This is a genomic window from Nostoc sp. DedQUE09, assembly GCF_034530915.1.
In the GTDB taxonomy this organism is placed as follows: Bacteria; Cyanobacteriota; Cyanobacteriia; order Cyanobacteriales; family Nostocaceae; genus Nostoc.
On record NZ_JAVRCE010000007.1, the window covers coordinates 59,966 to 79,039 of the forward strand.

Consider the following 19,074-nt stretch of genomic DNA (forward strand, 5'->3'; position numbering starts at 1 on the left):
AGGAGAATTAGGCATTCACGCGTACCAAACTTTTTTCACCAACCAATGAGAAACGATTCGATATAGTCCGTGATTGAGTTAAGGTTGGCGACACCAATTCAACAAGGTAAAACCAAGAATTATTCACCAGCGCAATCCCCAAAATCAGCCGTTGTTTTGTTCCCTTATCGTGAGAACAGAGCATCACTCTTTCGCCCAGAACGAAAGCAGGTTTTTGCACAGTGAGAGTTTCTAATTCTCCCGTCCCGATGATTTGGTTTTGTGTAGCGTGGAGTATTTCATTACGGCAATCAATTGAATAAATCCAGGATTCATGCTTCCATTGCATACCGCAGCAATAGCCAAATGTTCTTGTGGTTCTTAGGTAAACTCTCTCCAGTAAATTCACCTCAACGGATGCAATTGTTTGTCCCCAAGGTGGGGAAAGATACCAACTTGTTTTCAAGGCGTTAATATGGTCAATCATGCTTTTCTTTCCTGGGATTAATAACCTAAAAATCTTCGGCAATTTCCAACAAGAAGCCGCGTCCGGTATTCTGCACTTGCACCAATTCTTTATCTAACAGAGTTTGAATAACTGAATCAGAGAATTGGAACTGAAGCCGATGCAGAGGTACACAACCACCACAAAGCTGAATCGAACGCAGCAAATGATTTGCTCTACGGTCAAAGTTGTTTGTAGAATTAGCCATTGTTTGCACCCTTAGTTAATACGGTTAACTGTCGGTTGAGAATGTTTATCTGTTGTTGATAAAAGTCAATCTCTGCGGTAATTTGTGTGAACAATGCCTGTGGAGAGAGCGGTTGAATTTGATTCTCTTGCAAGTACGATATATCGTCAGAATTCTTGTTAGGCATCAGTACATAACGCCAGCCCTCATCAAATTGTTCAGCCAACTCTGTGCCAGAAGGATAGTAGTAAAGTCCTAGAATCGTGCCTTGTTCTGTACGTTGATCCAAAGCAAAGCGTGGGTATGCCCAATGTTGGGGGATTGAGATTGTCGGTTTCATAGATGAATAGGTGAATGAAGGGATTATTGAGGGAAAGGGGGAAAGGGCAAAGGGGAAGGGAATGAAGAAATTTCACCTTTCCCCTTTCCCCTTTAACCTTTTCCCAGGCGAAGCCCAAGACTTAAGCTGTGACTAACTCCGCTTTCTCCAGCAGCCGTTGCAATTTATCGCCAGTTAGCTGTTCTAACGGCTGATCTAAAAAATATTCCTCAAAAATCGATTTACCATCAGTAGACACGTCCACCATCGACAATGAGCGCACGGCATCAAGCACCGAGTTAGAATACTGCTGCTGGACTGAATAACGCCTCTTCACCCACCAGTTACTAAGCAATTCGCAATTCGCAGTTCGCAATTCGCAATTGTGAACGTAATTAGTAATTGAATTATTACAGGTGTAAGGCTTTTCACTTTTAGTTATGGCATTTAATTGCGAATTGCGACTTGCGAATTGCGAATTGTTGTAGTTCTGGCACTCGTTGAAGATATGCGCCATGATTTGGTTTTCAGTAGAAGAGGAAGGCATGGGGGCAGAGGTGCAGAGGGGCAGAGGAGAAAGCTGTTGTAAGTTTTTCCCCTCTGCACCCCTGCTCCCTTGCACAAAAGCTTTTACTGGCAGTGTGCCGTCTTTATAGTGAGTGCAGATGAAGCGATCGCAACGCATTAGAGTGTTGGCACGGAATACTTCTTTATCATTTACCATGACTACCCAGGGTTGGGTTAAATGGTTGTCGTCATTGCTGATGCTGGCTATCAGTTGATTACCAGCATAATATTCGTGATGGTCAAACGAGATTTCGACTATTCTGAGTGGTTCGGGAGCTACAACTTGGGCTTGGTCAGCGATGTAGCTGTCGAGTTCAGCTTGGGCGAGGGCTTGGTTGTCGGGGGCAGCAAGGGTGACTTTCTGAATCTTGCTTGCCTGATAATTAACAATGGCGGAAATCCAGGCATCCTTGCAGCGTTTATCGCTTACTTCGACTGTGCAGGCGATTTCGCTGTAGATTTGCTTGAGCCGCGCAATCGATTTCAGTTGCAGCTGTTGTTGGCTGTAGATTTGGTATGTCATTATATTGGTTATGCCATCTGTATGGTGGATGTTTTGCAAAAGCGATCGCTTCCAATTTGCGAGAGAGGTGCGGTCGCTTTTTGCTATCTATAAATGTAGCGACCTCGCTATATATTTGTCAAGCTTGCATATTAATTATGATGGCTGCTATATTTGAAGGAATCGCTTTAAGTAAGCGATCTAGCTATAAAAGCATTAGTGGAGGAAACTATGAGAGTAAGGAAAACAAAAAAAGACTCTCAAAAGATGATTCGTTGGCGGCTAAGAATATTAATGGCAGAGAAGAAAATCAGCAACAAAGAACTTGCTGAACTTTCGGGTATCCACCCAACGTCCATTTCAAAACTGAAAAACGCTGATGAAATTGAACAGATCAGTGGGAGAGTTTTAAACAGTTTATGTAATGGTTTAACAAAGGCGTATCAAGCCGCAGGTGATAACCGAATAATTACACCTGGAGATTTGTTTGACTACACTTTTGATCATGATGGCGACCCTACAACTGGGGATATTCAATCAAAAGGTTTACAAAAAGCCGAAAATGAGCAATTATCTAATTCTGGTAAACCAGCTAAATCTAATACTCAGGTATTATGGTTAACACCTAATAAGGAGGCATCATAAGGATTTTTGTTCCTAAGCATACTTAAGCCAGAAGAGGTGGAAGCATGAACACCCCACCCCGTAAGCGTAAACAAGCCACCTCTGCCGCATTAAGCAATCCAGAACTGCCCATCAACTCAGACATTACCCCTTCAGAAAACCCAGCTTCAACAATCATCGATATTGCTGCTGTTGAAGTACCTGAATTGACCGAGCAGGAGCAGAGTGATCGCTTGCATTTGGAGCGTAGGGTAGAACGAGCCTTCTTTGAAGCAGGGAAGGCATTGACTGAGTTACGCGATCGCAGATTATATCGTTCCACGCACAAAACTTTTGAAGATTATTGCCGCGAACGCTTTGGTTTTAGCCGCAGACAGCCCTACCATTTAATAGAAGCTGCGGTTATTTTTGATAATTTGGTGGAAAAATGTGAACGTTCCGTTCACATTTTGCCGACTAATGAGTGGCAAATCAGGCCACTGTCCAAGCTTGACCCGGACATTCAGCCCGAAGCATGGGAGCAAGCTGTAGAGTCTGCCAACGGGAAAGTACCCTCACACCGGATCGTCAAAGATGCGGTGCAGCGAATAATGGAACGTACTCAAGTACCTAACACCTATCAATTAGGCGAGGTATGCCAAATCTTAGCCAAAGATAATCCAGAACTTAGGGGCAAGGGTGGCTGCTGGGGTATCGTAAGCCAAGTGAATGACTTTAGTTGCACCCTGAGAGTTTGGGATGGCGAGTACACAATTGGGTTGCAGCACCTAAAGTCCTTCAACTACCTGCCTGCCGAATGTCAGCAGGTTAAGGAGATTAGTGATCGCATTACACGAATATATTCCGATTCGCTGGAGGAGACAGTCAAAAGTCTGTTGCAGTTATTGGGCAAGCTGAATCGACCTTATCTTACTGCTGTGGAAGAGAAATTGTTGAATCTTCTGGAGTCTGAATACGAGATAAGATAACCCCTGAACAATTTTGGCAATTTGGCATCCAATGTCTTTGGGTTGCAGTTTGAATGGATATATCACCATAACGGGACAGTGAAGAAGTTGTACGAGGGATAGGGCAAAACTTTCCGCAACTGGTGTCCCGTGCTATGCCAGTTGTAAGCGTGAGTGCTGTAGAAACGCTCTACATATTGATACAGCGCTCGTAAGTGAACGCCATCACTCTGCAACTGGCTAGAAATGAACAAAACCAAATAGGATTTCAGAAGATGAAAAATCTAGATAGCTGGATTACTGTATAGTTTGGATTATGCCAGATTATCCTCTCAAGAGTTGCTCTATGATTGTTCTACCTGGTATTGCTATCCAAAACAAAATATACGAAAGTGACAATTCTCTGGTGTATCGAGGCATCAGAGACGATGGAGTAGGGATCATCGTCAAAATGCTAAAGCTTGATTATCCCTCTCCCCAAGAACTAACTCGCTACAGACAGGAATATAAAATTACCCGCTCCCTAAATCTGGAAGGAGTTGTCAAGGCATACAGCCAGCAGGACTATCAACGCACTCTGGCAATTATCTTAGAGGATTTTGGGGGAGAGTCCCTAGAGCAATGGATGCACAAGCGCCCAGATATCTTCTGCCCCATGCCTTTATCCACTTTTCTAGATGTGGCGATCACTGTTTGCTACATTCTGGGCAGAATCCATGCAGCCAATATCATTCATAAAGATATCAACCCTGGAAACATCGTCCTCAACCTGGATACTGGCGTTGTCAAAATTATTGATTTTGGGATTGCGACCCAATTTAACCGCACGAATCCAACCTTCAAAAGTCCCCATGTGTTAGAAGGCACGCTTGCCTATCTGTCGCCAGAGCAAACCGGGCGGATGAACCGGATGCTCGACTATCGCACCGATTTCTACTCGCTGGGCGTAACCTTCTACGAACTGTTAACTGGACAGCTACCGTTCCCCACTCAAGACATCCTGGAGCTAGTTCATTGTCATATTGCCAAACCGCCGATTCCTGTGCATGAATTGAACGCCACGATTCCCAAAGCCATTTCAGGGATAATTTTGAAGTTGATGGCGAAAAATGCGGAGGATCGCTATCAAAGTGCCTGGGGCATCAAAGCGGATCTAGAACACTGCGCCGGGCAACTGGCAGAAATGGGTCAGATCAACGCCATGTCGTTGGGACTACAAGATGTTTCAGAACAGTTTTGCATTCCTCAGAAACTGTATGGACGAGAAGAGGAGACTAAAGCATTATTGGCGGCGTTTGACAGAGTAGCTAGAAAAGAGACGTTTGGCAAAATTTGTCAACTAGAGTCAGGCAGAGAAAATGCTCAATTTAATGTCGAACTCATGCTCGTTGCTGGTTACGCTGGCGTTGGCAAAACAGCATTGGTGCAAGAACTCTATAAACCCATCACAGCAAAGCACGGCTATTTCATATCGGGTAAATTTGACCAATTCAGGCGCAATATTCCTTACAGCGCCATTGTGGATGCCCTGCAAAAGTTGGTGCAGCAACTTCTGGGGGAACCGGATGAGCAAGTGCAACAGTGGCAAGAACGTCTGCTCTCAGCTTTAGGAAGCAATGGGCAAATCATCATTGATGTCATTCCGGAAGTTGAATTAATTATTGGCAAACAGCCACCCTTACCCGAAGTTGGAGCAACGGAAGCTCAAAATCGCTTCAATCGAATCTTTCAAAATTTTGTGCGGGTGTTTTGTTCAAAAGAACATCCCCTGGTCATCTTCTTAGACGATTTACAATGGATCGATTCCGCAACGCTAAAGTTAATCGAGTTAATATTACTCGACGAGCAAACCCAAGATCTATTTTTGATTGGAGCCTACCGAGATAATGAAGTGCATCCAACGCATCCACTAGTATTAACGCTCTTAGAACTACGAAACAAAGGGGCAGTACTTCAGGAGATTACCTTAGCACCCTTAACGCTCGAACCCTTGAGTCAACTGATTGCCGAGACGCTAGGTCGCAATATTGACACCGTTCGTTCTTTAGCCCAATTAGTGTTACGCAAAACCGAAGGCAACCCTTTCTTTGTCGGTGAATTTTTGCGAATGCTGTACAGCGAAAATCTGTTAATCTTTAATGCGAAACAGTTAAGCTGGCAGTGGGATATTGCTCAAATTCAAGCCCAAAATATTACTGATAATGTAGTGGAGTTGCTACTGATCCAGTTGAAGAAACTGCCAGAAGAAACACGGCAAATTCTCCGCTTAGCCGCTTGTGTTGGAGCTGAATTTGATTTAGAGACGTTAGCGATCGCTTGTGAAAAATCGCCGAAAGTAATTTCTCTAGATTTACTAGCTGCAATAAATGCTGGATTAATTCAACCTCTATCTGAATTAGACGAAAACTTGTTAGTTCAAGACTACAAGTTTTTGCATGATCGCGTTCAGCAAGCTGCCTATGCCTTAATTGATGAGTCGCACAAACAAGTTGTTCATTTGCAGATTGGTCGCAATTTACTGGAAAAGACTTTACCAGAGCAACTATCAGCCCGACTGTTTGAAATTGTGGATCATCTGAATTGTGGAACCGAGTTAATCAGTGAGCAATCCCAACGGAATGAGATTGCCAAACTGAATTTGCAAGCAGGTCAGAAAGCGCTGGCAGCGACGGCTTATGAAGCCGCTTTCAAGTATTTCAATATAGGACTTAAACTCCTTGATGCGGAAAGTTGGCAGCGTGAGTATGACCTAACTTTGGTGTTGCATTCAGAGGCAGCAGAGGCAGCCTACCTCAGTGGTCACTTTGACGAAATGGAGCGGCTTGCAGAAGCAGTGCTCAACCGTGCGAAGACAGTGCTAGACACCGTGAAAGTTTACGATAGCAGGATTCAAGCATGGATGTCGTGGGGCGCACCTAAGGAGGCCCTGAAAACTGGCTTGGAAGTGCTGCAACGCTTAGGAATTAGTTTAGTGGAAGCTCCAAGTCAGTTAGATGTTCAAGCAGGATTAGAGGAAACCGCTTCACGATTGGCTGGGCGGGAAATCGAAGATTTGATTGATTTGCCAGAGATGACTGAACCTGTGCCACTGGCAGCAATCTACATTTTAGTAGGCATATATAGTTCGGCTTTTATTTCGGCACCCGCTCTGATGGTGCTGATTATATGCAAGATAGTGAATTTATCGATCGCCTATGGAAACGCTATCTGGTCGCCGCTTGGTTATGTTGGCTATGGCATGATCCTATGTGGCGTTGAACAAGACTTTGAACTGGGCTATCGATTTGGCAAATTATCTTTAAATTTAGCGAAACGATCAAATAACAAGAGAGGTAATTGCAAAGCATTGATGATGGTGAGTATCCATATCATTCCCTGGAAAGACCACCTTAAAGAAACCTTCCCTGGTTTAGCTGAGGGTTATCAAAGCGGTATAGAAAGTGGAGAGTTTGAATCTGCGGGTTATTGTACATTAAACGTATGTTATAACTCCTTTTTTGCAGGACACGAACTGACCCAACTGGAACAACAAACAGCGATTTATCGTAAAGCCACCCATCAAATTAGACGAGAGATTCCTGCCACCTACCTGGCAATGTTGCAACAAACAATCATTAACCTGCGAGGTCAATCTGAAAACCCAAGCCGCTTAGTAGGTGGTCTCTATGACGAAGAGCAAGCACTATCATGGACGATCGCGGCCAAGGATGGAACTGGCCTTCACTTCTTTTACTCAAATAAGCTGATTTTATGTTACTTGTTCGGGGAGTATGAGCAAGCTGCAAAAACGGCTACTTTGGCAGAACCGTATTTAAGCGCAGCCACATCATTATTCTCTGTAGCTCTATTTCATTTCTATGACTCCCTAATCGTTTTGAGCTTGTGGACAAATGCTTCAAGCTCTGAAAAAGCACCCTGGTTGAATCGCGTTAATGCCAACCAAGAAAAGATGCAAAAATGGGCAGAACACGCCCCAATGAATTTTTTGCACAAATACCATTTAGTCAAGGCAGAGAAAGCGCGAGTCTTAGGGCAATTTCTTGAGGCTGAAGAGTTTTATGAACAAGCGATCGCAGGTGCTGCTGAACATGAGTTTATTCAGGAAGAAGCATTAGCTTATGAATTAACAGCTAAACATTATCTGGCGCGAGGTCGAGAAAAGATTGCTCAAACCTACATGAAAGAGGCGCACTATTGCTACGATCGCTGGGGCGCAACCGCTAAAGTTAAAGACTTAGAAAAACGCTATCCACAGTTCTTTTCTCAGTCATCTAGAGCCGCTTCCACATCAATTCCTATTACTGCTGAAACCATCACTAATCCCTTCAACACTGCTTTCGATTTAGCAGCAGTGATGAAAGCTTCACAGGCGATTTCTCGTGAAATTGAACTGAAGCAATTGCTGCGATCACTGATGCAAACTTTAATTGAGAATGCTGGCGCACAAACCGGATATCTGATTTTAGAACACTCAGGAGAATGGTCGATTGAAGCGGCTTGTGAACTTAATACCGATGACAATGGTTGTGCGACTCAGGTGTTACAGTCTATTCCAATTGCCGATCAATTGCCAGAATCAATCATTCAATATGTGATTCGGACTCTAAAGCCTGTCACCTTAAATGATGCGACTCGTGAAGGTGCTTTTATTAATGAGCCATACATTCAACAGAACCAGCCTCAATCTATTTTCTGTTTGCCGCTGCTGAATCAAGCCAAGCTGGTCGGTGTATTGTATTTAGAAAATCGGTTAGCAGCTGGAGTATTTACACCAGAGCGATCGCAGGTCTTGCAGCTATTATCGACTCAAGCAGCAATCTCCATCGAAAATGCCAACCTTTACTCAGAACTGCGGGCTAAGGAAAGCAAGATCACCCAGTTCCTCGAAGCGATTCCGGTGGGAATTGCGATCGTGGATGCGGCGGGTCGCCCTTACTATACCAACCAATACGGCAATCAACTCACGGGCAAAGAAACTGATACTTCCATAGCACCGGAGCAGATCTCAGAGGCTTATCAGCTTTATGTAGCGGGAACGGATCAAATCTATCCAGTGGAGAGCTTGCCTGCTGTACAGGCATTAAGGGGCGAACGCATTAGGACTGAAGATATAGAAATTCGTCGAGATCATGTCTCAATTCTAATTGAGGCACGGGGAACACCAGTTTTTGATCAACAGGGCAATATCACTTATGCGATCGCTACCTTTCAAGACATTACAGAGCGCAAACAAGCCGAGAAACTCCTAGCCGACTACAACTGCACTTTAGAGCAACAGGTCGCAGAACGAACTGCTGCGTTACAACGCAGTGAAGCCAAGTTCCGAGCTATCTTTGAAAACTCGCAGGTTGGCATCTTCCGAAACCGCATCTCGGATGGATTAATTCTCGATGCCAATCAACGCCTTGCCAACCTGTTGGGCTTTGATTCACCCCAAGAGATCATTGGGCTAGAACACAGCATCGACTATTTTGTAAATCCCAGTGATCGCCAACAAGCCCATGAGTTGATGAAGCGGGATGGGGAACTGCGAAGCTATGAAGCACAACTGCGAAAACGAGATGGGACAGTGTTTTGGGGGCTTCTTTCTTCTTGTCTGAATGCAGCCGATGGATACGTCGAAGGGGTGGTTGCGGATATTAGCGATCTCAAACAAGCAGAAGCCGCGTTGCAAGACTCTGAAGCAGAACTGCGGGCGCTCGTTTCAGCCATTCCCGATCCGCTGTGTATCTTCAATGCTGAAGGGCAATTGATCTACACAATCAAAGGAAATTCATCCTATGGAGAGGAGTGTACTGGCAAAACGCTGCATCAACTTTTTGCCAAAGAACAAGCCGATGAATTCCTGAATCACATTCAGCAGGTGCTGAGAACCCAACAAGTACTCACAGTTGAATACAGTCGGTGGATGGCTGGACGAGAAACCTGGTTTTCGGCACGCATTGCACCAATTCGGCACGAGCAGGTAATTTGGCTGGCGCGAGATATTACGCTGCAAAAGCAAGCAGAAGGAGCCTCGATTTTAGAAGAGCGCAACCGCATGGCGCGTGAAATACACGATACACTAGCCCAGGCGTTTACAGGTGTTCTGGTTCATATGGGAGCTATTTCTCGATTAGTAAAAACCAACCCAGAAGCAATACAATCACATATTAAAACCGTGCGCGATCTAGCTCGCAGCGGGCTGACAGAGGCTCGACGATCCGTTGCGGCACTGCGTCCCCAGTTACTAGAGGAGGGCAACCTGTGGACTGCGCTGGAGAGATTTGTATCTAGTATGCAATTTTCAACCGAAACCCGCTTGATTTGTGAGATTGTTGGCACGCCCTATGCGTTACCCCCTGACACTGAGAATAACCTGCTGAGAATTGGACAGGAAGCATTTACAAACGCGGTTAAGTATGCTCATGCGAACGAGATCCGGATTGAGTTAGTCTATGAATCTACACAATGCTTTTTACGAATTAGGGACGATGGACAAGGATTTGAAGTCAACAGCACAACCCTCAGTCAGGGGTTTGGCTTGTTGGGTATGAGCGAACGAGCAGAGCACATTGGAGCACATCTCTCAATTGACAGCCAGCTAAAGCAGGGAACGGAAGTGATCGTATCTGTGCATCGGGAGGCAGCAGTATGAGTCAGTCTGTAGCAATCCGCGTTTTGATTGTTGACGATCACTCCATTGTCCGACAAGGACTAGCCGCAATGATTGAAAATGAGCCGGACATGACGGTGGTGGGGCAGGCGGGGAATGGGCAGGAAGCGATCAATCAATATCGACAATTACAGCCCGATGTCACCTTAATGGACTTACGGATGCCGCAGATGAGCGGTGTTGATGCGACCGTGGCAATCTGTGCTGAATTTGTCCATGCTCGCATTATTATGCTAACCACGTATGATGGTGACGAAGATATTTATCGTGGATTACACGCCGGAGCCAAAGGTTATCTGCTCAAGGATGCTGAACCGGATGCACTCCTCGATGCCATTCATATCGTTCACAGCGGGCAACAATATATTCCTCCTGAAGTTGCTGCTAAACTGGTGCAACGCATGAAAAATCCAGAGCTGACACATCGAGAGCAAGAGATAGTTCATCTAATGGCAGACGGCTTAAGCAATCATGACATTGGTGCGGCTTTGAATATTGCTGAAAGTACTGTTAAATTCCACATCAACCGAATTTTGAGTAAATTGGGCGTGAGTGATCGCACTCAAGCAGTCGTCACAGCCCTGAAGCGGGGACTCACCAAATTGTGACTGAACTTAAGTTCGGTTGATGATTAGTTGTAGAGACAGGTAGCAATTGTCGTTTCATCCCTGCAAACACTCAACTCTGGGTTGGCGACAACGCTGCATTAATTTCATAGGATGAAGTCATACAAATGACAGGGTGAGGTTCAATCATTTCAGTTAAGAAAAATCACAGATATGAGTCATGGCAATCACTTTATGCCATGAGAAATCCTTTTTGCTAAAAAGTCCGATGAATCAAGATAGTAATCCTAATCAACTCTTTGTTCCGCCTTCACAACGCGATCACTACCAGGGGATACTCAGCGCCCCAATCGTACTCGTGGAATATGGGAATTATCAATCTCCTCAGTGTGGGGAAGTGCATCGGTTGATTCAGGCAATTCAGCAACATTTCGATTCCATGTTTCCTGAGGAGAATCGGGTATGTGTAGTATTTCGTCACTTTATTCAAAATTCAATCTATCCTCAAGCACACAAGGCAGCGGAAGTAGCGGAAGCAGCAGCAGCGCAAGGTCAATTTTGGCAGATGCATGAGATGCTATTCACCCATCAACACGCGTTGGATAACGGCTATCTGGTGGAGTATGCCAATCGTTTAGAACTCGATATCTCCCAATTTCTGCAAGATCTATCCAAGCGAATGTACGTCGATCGCATTAACGAAGATATCGAAAGTGGACACCACAGCGGAGTAATAACTGCACCAGCACTGTTTATTAACGGAATTCGCTATAGCGGTCGTTGGAGCCTTGAGCAATTAATAGCAACTATTGTTAGTGCAAGTCATTAAGTTCCCGATTTCTGCTCCCAATTCATATCTGATACCAATTCCCTAAAAAAATGAGACAGATATAAACCCTGAAAGCATTACTAATTCTAACTTTCTTAATTTTGAATTGGTATGACTTGTTTTTTAGTGCTAGTAAGCTATCTAATTTCGATGGCTAGCTTTTGCCTGTTTTGTTGAACAAAATTGCCATCTTTGAAACTATGATAACAATTACAATGCCGACAATTCAATTCAAGAACAGAGGCTTAACACGCACCCAATTGCAACAAGTACTCGACTATATCAATACTCACCTTGCTCGAGATTTGTTACTGGCTGAGATTGCAGAGGTCATCAACATTAGTCCAACCTACTTTGCCAGTTTGTTCAAACAGGCTACAAAAATCCCGCCCCACCAGTATGTGATTCAACAGCGAGTCGAACGGGCGAAATTGATGCTGTCGAAAACGGATTTAGCAATTGCAGACATTGCTTTACAAGTCGGCTTCTCCAGTCAAAGTCATTTGACGCAACAGTTTAAGCACCTGACTGGTCGTAGTACTACACATCGTTCAATGAAATTTGCCTTGAACGATTGGCACGCAGCTAGTTTTTAGGAGGGACAAATGCCAATCACCGCTTTCAATAGTTTCACCGACGGCCTCGATCCTAATCGAAGGAGCCGCGAACACTTCATTACCAACACCAACTTGAAAGATGACCGCCTCTGGGTTCCTTATGCAGATGGTGTCTGGTTCCAGCCCTGCTGCTTCAACGTCACGTCTGGCGGATTCAGCGTAGTTCTGAAAGGTCTCCCCGGAGCCATGCTGGGCACTCATTACCACGTGGGTAATGTTCATGGCTATACGATGCGTGGTCATTGGCGATACCTAGAGCATGACTGGGTGGCAAAGCCCGGAACGTTTACTTACGAACCTGCCGGTGAGGCTCACACGCTGGTTATCACCGAGGACTCACCAGAGCCGACGATAATTCTTTTCATAGTTGAGGGTGGCCTGATCTATCTAAACAAGTCGGTCGACGGCGGCTTTGCTGCCTACGAGGATGGTTTCACCGCACTTGAGCTGACTCGGAAGTACTATCGTGAGGCCGGTCTAGATGTACGCCAACTGGACTTGCTCGTGCGCTAATTGACGACTCTGGCCTTGTGGCACACAGTCTAACAACGGCATGCACCCGACCGCGAATAGCGCGGCTTTCATTCGCAAGATTGGATGCTTGTTTAGTTGTGTGCGCGGCGGGTGATGCCGAGCGTTCCATGTTTGATGCAGATGTAAAAAAATGAACGACGATCATAGCCACAGTTCCTTACTTGTACCGCCTTCAACCCAAGATTGGATGCAAGGTGTGCTGAGTGCCAAGGTCGTGCTGGTGATGTATAGAGACTATCAATGCTCTAGAAGTGCGGACGTTTACAAGCTGATTAAAGCGATAGGACGAGAGCTTAGTGCTTCTTTTGGAGAGGATTATTTATGCTTTATCTTCCGTCATTTTCCGCAAATACAGATTCATCCTCATGCTCAACGGGCAGCCCAAGCCGCTGAATCCGCCGCTGTTCAAGGACAGTTTTGGTCAATGCACGACACTTTATTTATCCATCAACAAAAGTTGGAGAATGGTTATCTTGTCGAGTACGCTAATGATTTAGGGCTTGATATTCCTCAGTTTCTCAAAGACTTGCACAAACAAGTGCATGTCGATCGCATCAATGAAGATATCGAAAGTGGATGCAAGAGTGGAATAACGGCTGCTCCAGTCCTATTTATCAATAACATTCGATATACCGGACGCTGGAGAATAACAGAGTTGATAGCAGCCATTGTTGCTGCAAGTCACTAAGCTCTATTCATAACTGGTCAACAGTTAGTAATTGATAGCGGATACACAGTGAATTAATCAAGCCTCGTGAATGAGCAACCTGTGAATGTTCGGTTTTGATCTCAGGAATAAGTACCTCCGATCAAGCTAGCTGATTTTAGCAAGCACGCTGCTAAAGCAATTCGATCTGAACTATTTCAATCAATGAGTTCTACACAATGAAAACACTCCTCAAAAGAGCCGTATTATTCTTCACTCTGCCTATCTGTATCTCAGGTTATTTCTCCTCGCCTGCCGCTGCTGATTCTACAGCCGACCTCATCTTGAGTACTCAATGCCAGGGTAGTTACAACATTGACATTTGGCGAAACTATCGGTCTGGTGAACTGCTTTATCGTGCCATCAGTCCTAACGGTAATTTAAGTTTGGGTGGAGGAACCAGCCAAGCGACAGAAGGCGTTCGAGTGTACAAATTTGGGAGTGGCAACTATGAATATTGGGTCTGGGATGGGACGTTGGATGATCCGCAGGCTGGGACATTAGAGGTCTATCAAAACAACCGTCTTTTAATGCGACAAGCTTGTACGAGACGCTGAACTTCATTCACTGGTTACTTGACGAAAACTCCAAGCTCTTTGTCCAGTGAGTTTTATTTTAGAAGATTAATTGAAAGCAAAATTCAACAATAAATACTGATAGAAATAGCTTTATGAACATTGCAATTATTGGAGGTGGAATTGGCGGTTTGGCAACCGCGAATGCACTACTCACGAAGGGATTTAAAGTACAAGTCTACGAGCGAGCCAAAGTTTTGCGACCGATTGGTGCGGGTCTAAGCTTAACCCCAAACGGTTTGAATAGCCTCAATGCGGTTCAACCAGGGATAGCCCAGACATTAATAAAAGCAGGCAGTCCAATCCATACTCTAATCTTGAAACGCAGCACTGGAGAGACGATCGCATCAAAGTCAATGGAAATAATGCAGAGATATGGACAGCCCATGTTAATGATTCAGTGGTCAAAACTGCAAGCCATTCTGGCATCGGTACTACCGCCCGAAATCATTCATCTTCAGCATCGCTGTGTAGGCTTTGAGGAGCAAGACGACAGTGTTAAGGTCTATTTTCCAGATGGAAAAACAGTCCAAGCAGACTTGCTGATTGGCGCAGATGGCATTAATTCTGTTGTCAGGCAGGGAATAATAGGAGATGGGTTTCCTAACTATGCAGGGCGAATGTCTTGGCGGGCGCTCGTTCGATATTCTCACGAGCAATTGTCTCCCAACGCAACAACTGTAATAACGTCATCCAATGGTCAAAATTCCATGCTGATGGATGTGGGGGATGGTTATACCTTTTGGGGTACAAGTGCATTATCGGCAGACGATTATGTTAATCGACGGGCAACCGATGCTAAGACTCACGTTTTGAAAATATTTGCAGGGTGGGCAGAGCCTGTAAGGGCGATAATCGCAGCCACACCCGCAGCAGATATTGTAGAGCGCCCTATTTGCGATCGCCCGCCCTTAGATCGTTGGAGTAAGGGTAGAGTGACGCTCTTGGGAGATGCGGCTCATCCTGTCGTCCCCTCTCTAGGACAAGGTGCAAATACGGCGTTTGAGGACGCTTACGAACTAGCAGAGTGTCTTGCCGTCGCTCCGAATATAGAGGCGGCACTTAATGCTTATGAAAACAGTCGCATTCCTCGTACAGCAATTATTTACGATCGCAGTGCTACTCAGGGTTATAAAGCTTATCAACCCGATAGTGAAAACACATTCACTGAAATGATGAAACCATCTTTTAGGAGTCAGGATGACTTTGAAGCATGGCTTTATCGCTATAATCCAATCGCTCAAAAGCGAAAAGTTTATTAAGCATCTTTAATATTAGATTAAGGAGAACTAACAATGATCGATCGCATTTCTGCCAAGATCGGCGACGAGATTTCGGGGGCTACCTGGAATTTTGCCTACTGATACGACAATTTAGCAAAACTATTGTGGTCAGTATATCTACATTGCGATCGCAGACATTGCACTACAAGTAGGTTTTTCTAGCCAAAGTCATTTAACACAACAGTTAAAACGATTTACAGGAATGACACCAAAGCAGGTTCGCTCTTTATCAACAAAATACCATAAGAATTTGAAAGCAGTTGAGCATTAAAACTCAGTACACCTTGAAATGTCAGTTTAAAGGCTCTGGAGTAAGTATGAGTAATATAACGAATCAGCTACCAGTTGAAGTATCAAGTCTTAATACACCAATGCAAGCCATTTTTGATTATATTGTGATTGGCGCCGGTTCAGCAGGCTGCGTTGTTGCCAACCGTCTTACAGAAGACCCTAATACTAAAGTATTGCTGCTCGAAGCGGGTGGTCCTGATACCAAGCCAGAACTTCAAGTTCCCTCATTGTGGCCTACTACACTCTTAGGCTCGGAAGTGGACTGGGCATACTTAACTGAAGGGGAACCTTACTTAAATAACCGCAAAATTTTATCTTCACGCGGTAAAGTCTTGGGCGGTAGCAGTTCGATTAATGGCATGATTTATATACGAGGCAATGAACGTGACTACAATAGCTGGCAAGCATTAGGTAATATTGGTTGGAGTTATCAGGATGTCCTGCCTTACTTCAAGAAATCGGAAAACCAGCAGCGAGGAGCATCGTTATTTCACGGGGTTGATGGACCACTTAGCATCACAGATCCACTCTCTCCTGCAAAAGTGTCGCAACGCTTTGTGGAAGCCGCGATCGCACAGGGCTATGAGCAAAATCCCGACTTTAATGGCGTACAGCAGTCAGGTGCAGGACTTTACCAAGTGACCGTGAAAGATGGCAAGCGCCAAAGTACAGCAGTGGCATTTCTGCGTCCGATTAAAGATCGCCCCAACTTGACCATTCAAACAGGAGCATTGGTGACTCGTTTACTCTTTGAGGGAAAGCGCGCGGTAGGGGTAGTGTATGTTCAAAACGGAACGGAGTATCAAGTTAGGGTCAACTCCGAAGTGATTTTGAGTGCTGGCGCCTTCGATTCTCCTAAACTGCTAATGCTTTCTGGAATTGGACCTGCTGAACATCTGCGGGCTTCCGGCATTCCTGTGGTTGTTGATTTGCCGGGTGTCGGCCAGAATCTTCAAGATCACCCACTTGCCGTTATTGCCTACCAGTCTACTCAGGACGTGCCCCTTGCGCCAAGTAGTAATGGGGGAGAGGCTGGGTTATTTCTGCATACCAACAATGATTTAGATGCAGTGCCTAATTTGCAACTTACAATTGTTCCGATTTTATATGTCGATCCTGCCTATGCACGTGAAGGTCCGGCATTCACCCTTCCCTTTTACATCACCCGTCCCGAAAGTCGTGGTAGTGTAAGACTACGTTCCTCCTCCCCCTTCGACCCACCGTTGATTCGGGTCAACTATCTTCAGAAAGAATCTGACATGCAACTGATGGTTGAAGGACTTAAAATTTTGCGTCAAATTGTGTACTCCGATGCGTTTAATGAGTTCCGAGGCGAGGAAATTGCTCCAGGGAGTTCCGTACATAGCGACAAAGCAATCGAAGATTATATTCGGCAAACGTGCGGTACGGCATGGCATCCTGTTGGGACGTGCAAAATGGGTATTGATCAAATGGCGGTTGTTGATCCTCAACTCAAGGTACGGGGGATTGAAGGATTACGAGTTGTTGATGCATCGATTATGCCAACTATGATCACAGGAAACACAAATGCACCAGCAATTATGATTGGAGAAAAGGCTGCCGATTTGATAAAAGTTAGAACAAAATTACCTCAATGATGGTGAAAGCCTCAGAGATAGGCTTCCGCCGCACTATCAAGCGTTATTTGACTCCTCGCTAGAGAATCGAACGATCAGACGCTGGTGATACCGTTTGAGCTTTGGCGAGAAGTGCTTCTCAAAGATGCTGACCTCGAATTGGCACTAGCACCCTACGCTTTCAAAGGGGGATACGTCAATCTCCTAGATGAGCAAGAACAGGAGCGCGTTCGGCTTGCCTTCGGGTCGAACTATGAGCGATTGCTCGATCTTAAGCAGAAATACGATCCAGATGATGTGTTTCGATTAACGATCGGACATCTCGCACCCAATTCGCTCACAAGGTAAGACTCTGAGGTATCTAGAACATTCACAATTACAGGAGATTCAAATGACAATTTTAACTCAAACATCTTCTCTAGGCTCAAATCCTCTGAGTTCGATGCAAATCGATCATGTTTGCTTGAATGTACCGAACTATGAGGAAACGCTTCAGTGGTATCAAGAAAAGCTAGATGCGACGATCGAACATGAATGGACAGTAGGCGTTTTCCCAGATCTGAAATTGGCTTATCTCAGTGTATATGGCTTTCGCATCGAAATTATTGGCTCTACTCAGTCACAATCAGGAATGCCGATCGCGACTAATCTTGGCGAGGGATTAAGGACAACAGGCATCGGACATTTTTGTTTTCGAGTTCGAGATGTCGATGCAGTTCTTGCTGAATTAAATCGACGTGGTGTGAAAACATTTCTCGAACTCGGAAGCTATCCTGATCCGGGTATTCGGATCTGTATGATTCAAGACAATAACGGCAATCTGATCGAGTTTGTCACCCCATTATGAATTCATTAATGAAATAGATCCCAACAGTTGCCGCTGCATAACACCACAGCCAGCTAACCATTCAAATTCAACATTTATAGGAGATTGCAATGCCTTACGTTACTGTTGGTCAAGAAAATTCTGCAACCATTGATCTCTACTACGAAGATCTGGGGACAGGTCAACCAATTGTTCTCATTCATGGATTTCCCCTCAACGGTCATTCCTGGGAAAAGCAGGTCTTAGTGCTGCTAAATGCCGGATATCGAGTCATTACATACGATCGCCGAGGATTTGGTGCTTCTAGCCAACCCTCGTTTGGCTATGACTACGATACCTTTGCAGCAGATTTGAATGTGTTGATGACTAAACTTGACTTGCATGACGCTGTGTTAGTCGGTTTCTCAATGGGAACAGGCGAAGTCACGCGCTATCTTGGCAACTATGGCTCAGAGCGTGTGCAGAAAGCCGTGCTGATGGCTCCAGTACCGCCCTTCCTACTGAAGACCGATGACAATCCTGAAGGTGTCGATCAAAGCGTTTTCGATGGCATTATGAAAGCGATTGTTGAAGATCGTCCAGCTTACTTTTCTGCATTTTTCAAAGAATTCTTCAATGTGGATGTGTTGCTGGGTAAGCGGATTAGCAATGAAGCAATTCAGGCAAGTTGGAATGTGGCAGCAGGGGCTTCTGCAAAAGCGACTTTAGATTGTGTACCGTCCTGGCTGACTGATTTTCGTGATGATCTGCCCCGCATTGATGTACCAACCCTGATCGTTCATGGAGATAGCGATCGCATTTTGCCACTTGAGTCCACCGCAGCAAGACTCTCAAAGCTGATTAAAAACAGTCAACTAGTTGTCATTCCTGGCGGACCGCACGCCATTAACTGGACTCACGCTGATCGGGTCAATCCCGTGTTATTGGACTTTCTTCAGGGGTGATTATCTATCGAGTCCTTTAT

Annotated in this window: 21 protein-coding genes; 16 read left to right on the forward strand and 5 right to left on the reverse strand. The window is 45.0% G+C overall.

The genetic code is table 11. From position 1 onward, the window contains the following. Window positions 1-7: 7 nt before the first annotated feature. From RMY27_RS06750 to RMY27_RS06765, 4 genes are all read right to left on the reverse strand, one after another. Window positions 8-466 (reverse strand): DUF1392 domain-containing protein, encoded by a 459-nt coding sequence (locus tag RMY27_RS06750; RefSeq protein WP_322661595.1) that lies wholly within the window; start codon window positions 464-466, stop codon window positions 8-10. 25 nt (window positions 467-491) lie between these two features. Then, entirely contained in the window at window positions 492-692 is a 201-nt protein-coding gene (locus RMY27_RS06755) for a hypothetical protein (RefSeq protein WP_322661596.1), read from the reverse strand. Beyond that, window positions 685-1,011, reverse strand: coding sequence for a hypothetical protein (locus RMY27_RS06760; protein ID WP_322661598.1), 327 nt, complete (start codon window positions 1,009-1,011; stop codon window positions 685-687). The genes RMY27_RS06755 and RMY27_RS06760 overlap by 8 nt, the downstream gene beginning before the upstream one ends. Before the next feature lie 121 nt (window positions 1,012-1,132). Next, window positions 1,133-2,080: a hypothetical protein gene (locus tag RMY27_RS06765; RefSeq protein WP_322661600.1), complete on the reverse strand. Its 948-nt coding sequence runs from the start codon at window positions 2,078-2,080 to the stop codon at window positions 1,133-1,135. Between RMY27_RS06765 and RMY27_RS06770 the strand changes: the two genes are divergently transcribed. From RMY27_RS06770 to RMY27_RS06780, 3 genes are read left to right on the forward strand one after another with little or no spacing between them, the layout of a single operon-like run. Beyond that, the gene (locus RMY27_RS06770; RefSeq protein WP_322661602.1) at window positions 2,074-2,391 is read left to right on the forward strand and encodes a hypothetical protein; all 318 of its coding nucleotides are present in this window, start codon (window positions 2,074-2,076) and stop codon (window positions 2,389-2,391) included. The genes RMY27_RS06765 and RMY27_RS06770 overlap by 7 nt on opposite strands. After that, entirely contained in the window at window positions 2,354-2,704 is a 351-nt protein-coding gene (locus tag RMY27_RS06775; RefSeq protein ID WP_322661604.1) for a helix-turn-helix transcriptional regulator, read from the forward strand. The genes RMY27_RS06770 and RMY27_RS06775 overlap by 38 nt, the downstream gene beginning before the upstream one ends. A 44-nt stretch (window positions 2,705-2,748) precedes the next feature. Further along, window positions 2,749-3,651 carry a hypothetical protein gene (locus RMY27_RS06780; protein ID WP_322661606.1) on the forward strand — a complete coding sequence of 301 codons (903 nt, stop codon included), beginning with the start codon at window positions 2,749-2,751 and terminating at the stop codon, window positions 3,649-3,651. Between the two features lie 62 nt (window positions 3,652-3,713). On the opposite strand, the gene RMY27_RS06785 is transcribed toward RMY27_RS06780, so the two are convergent. Continuing rightward, window positions 3,714-3,890 carry a hypothetical protein gene (locus RMY27_RS06785; RefSeq protein WP_322661608.1) on the reverse strand — a complete coding sequence of 59 codons (177 nt, stop codon included), beginning with the start codon at window positions 3,888-3,890 and terminating at the stop codon, window positions 3,714-3,716. Window positions 3,891-3,976: 86 nt separating this feature from the next. Here RMY27_RS06785 and RMY27_RS06790 point away from each other — a divergent pair, with 86 nt between their 5' ends. The 13 genes from RMY27_RS06790 (at window position 3,977) to RMY27_RS06850 (ending at window position 19,054) form a co-directional block, all read left to right on the forward strand. Beyond that, on the forward strand, window positions 3,977-10,267 hold the full coding sequence (locus tag RMY27_RS06790; protein WP_322661610.1) for an AAA family ATPase: 6,291 nt from the start codon (window positions 3,977-3,979) through the stop codon (window positions 10,265-10,267). Further along, window positions 10,264-10,893: a response regulator transcription factor gene (locus RMY27_RS06795; protein WP_322661612.1), complete on the forward strand. Its 630-nt coding sequence runs from the start codon at window positions 10,264-10,266 to the stop codon at window positions 10,891-10,893. Before RMY27_RS06790 ends, RMY27_RS06795 begins: the two co-directional genes overlap by 4 nt. Before the next feature lie 178 nt (window positions 10,894-11,071). Further along, window positions 11,072-11,680: a DsbA family protein gene (locus RMY27_RS06800; RefSeq protein ID WP_322661614.1), complete on the forward strand. Its 609-nt coding sequence runs from the start codon at window positions 11,072-11,074 to the stop codon at window positions 11,678-11,680. Between the two features lie 200 nt (window positions 11,681-11,880). After that, a complete protein-coding gene (locus RMY27_RS06805; protein WP_322661616.1) occupies window positions 11,881-12,276 on the forward strand; it encodes an AraC family transcriptional regulator in 396 nt (131 codons plus the stop codon). Between the two features lie 9 nt (window positions 12,277-12,285). Next, the gene (locus tag RMY27_RS06810) at window positions 12,286-12,810 is read left to right on the forward strand and encodes a 2,4'-dihydroxyacetophenone dioxygenase family protein (protein WP_322661618.1); all 525 of its coding nucleotides are present in this window, start codon (window positions 12,286-12,288) and stop codon (window positions 12,808-12,810) included. 151 nt (window positions 12,811-12,961) lie between these two features. Continuing rightward, entirely contained in the window at window positions 12,962-13,519 is a 558-nt protein-coding gene (locus RMY27_RS06815) for a DsbA family protein (RefSeq protein WP_322661620.1), read from the forward strand. Between the two features lie 197 nt (window positions 13,520-13,716). Further along, window positions 13,717-14,094 (forward strand): hypothetical protein, encoded by a 378-nt coding sequence (locus tag RMY27_RS06820; RefSeq protein WP_322661622.1) that lies wholly within the window; start codon window positions 13,717-13,719, stop codon window positions 14,092-14,094. 113 nt (window positions 14,095-14,207) lie between these two features. Next, window positions 14,208-15,374, forward strand: coding sequence for an FAD-dependent oxidoreductase (locus RMY27_RS06825; RefSeq protein ID WP_322661624.1), 1,167 nt, complete (start codon window positions 14,208-14,210; stop codon window positions 15,372-15,374). A gap of 157 nt (window positions 15,375-15,531) precedes the next feature. Continuing rightward, window positions 15,532-15,666, forward strand: coding sequence for an AraC family transcriptional regulator (locus RMY27_RS06830; protein WP_322661779.1), 135 nt, complete (start codon window positions 15,532-15,534; stop codon window positions 15,664-15,666). Between the two features lie 100 nt (window positions 15,667-15,766). Beyond that, complete coding sequence (locus RMY27_RS06835; RefSeq protein WP_322661781.1) at window positions 15,767-17,305, forward strand: GMC family oxidoreductase; 1,539 nt, start codon at window positions 15,767-15,769, stop codon at window positions 17,303-17,305. 84 nt (window positions 17,306-17,389) lie between these two features. Continuing rightward, window positions 17,390-17,632 carry a BBE domain-containing protein gene (locus RMY27_RS06840; RefSeq protein ID WP_322661626.1) on the forward strand — a complete coding sequence of 81 codons (243 nt, stop codon included), beginning with the start codon at window positions 17,390-17,392 and terminating at the stop codon, window positions 17,630-17,632. Window positions 17,633-17,675: 43 nt separating this feature from the next. Continuing rightward, window positions 17,676-18,131 carry a VOC family protein gene (locus RMY27_RS06845; RefSeq protein WP_322661628.1) on the forward strand — a complete coding sequence of 152 codons (456 nt, stop codon included), beginning with the start codon at window positions 17,676-17,678 and terminating at the stop codon, window positions 18,129-18,131. Window positions 18,132-18,220: 89 nt separating this feature from the next. Next, on the forward strand, window positions 18,221-19,054 hold the full coding sequence (locus RMY27_RS06850; protein WP_322661631.1) for an alpha/beta hydrolase: 834 nt from the start codon (window positions 18,221-18,223) through the stop codon (window positions 19,052-19,054). Window positions 19,055-19,074 lie beyond the last annotated feature (20 nt).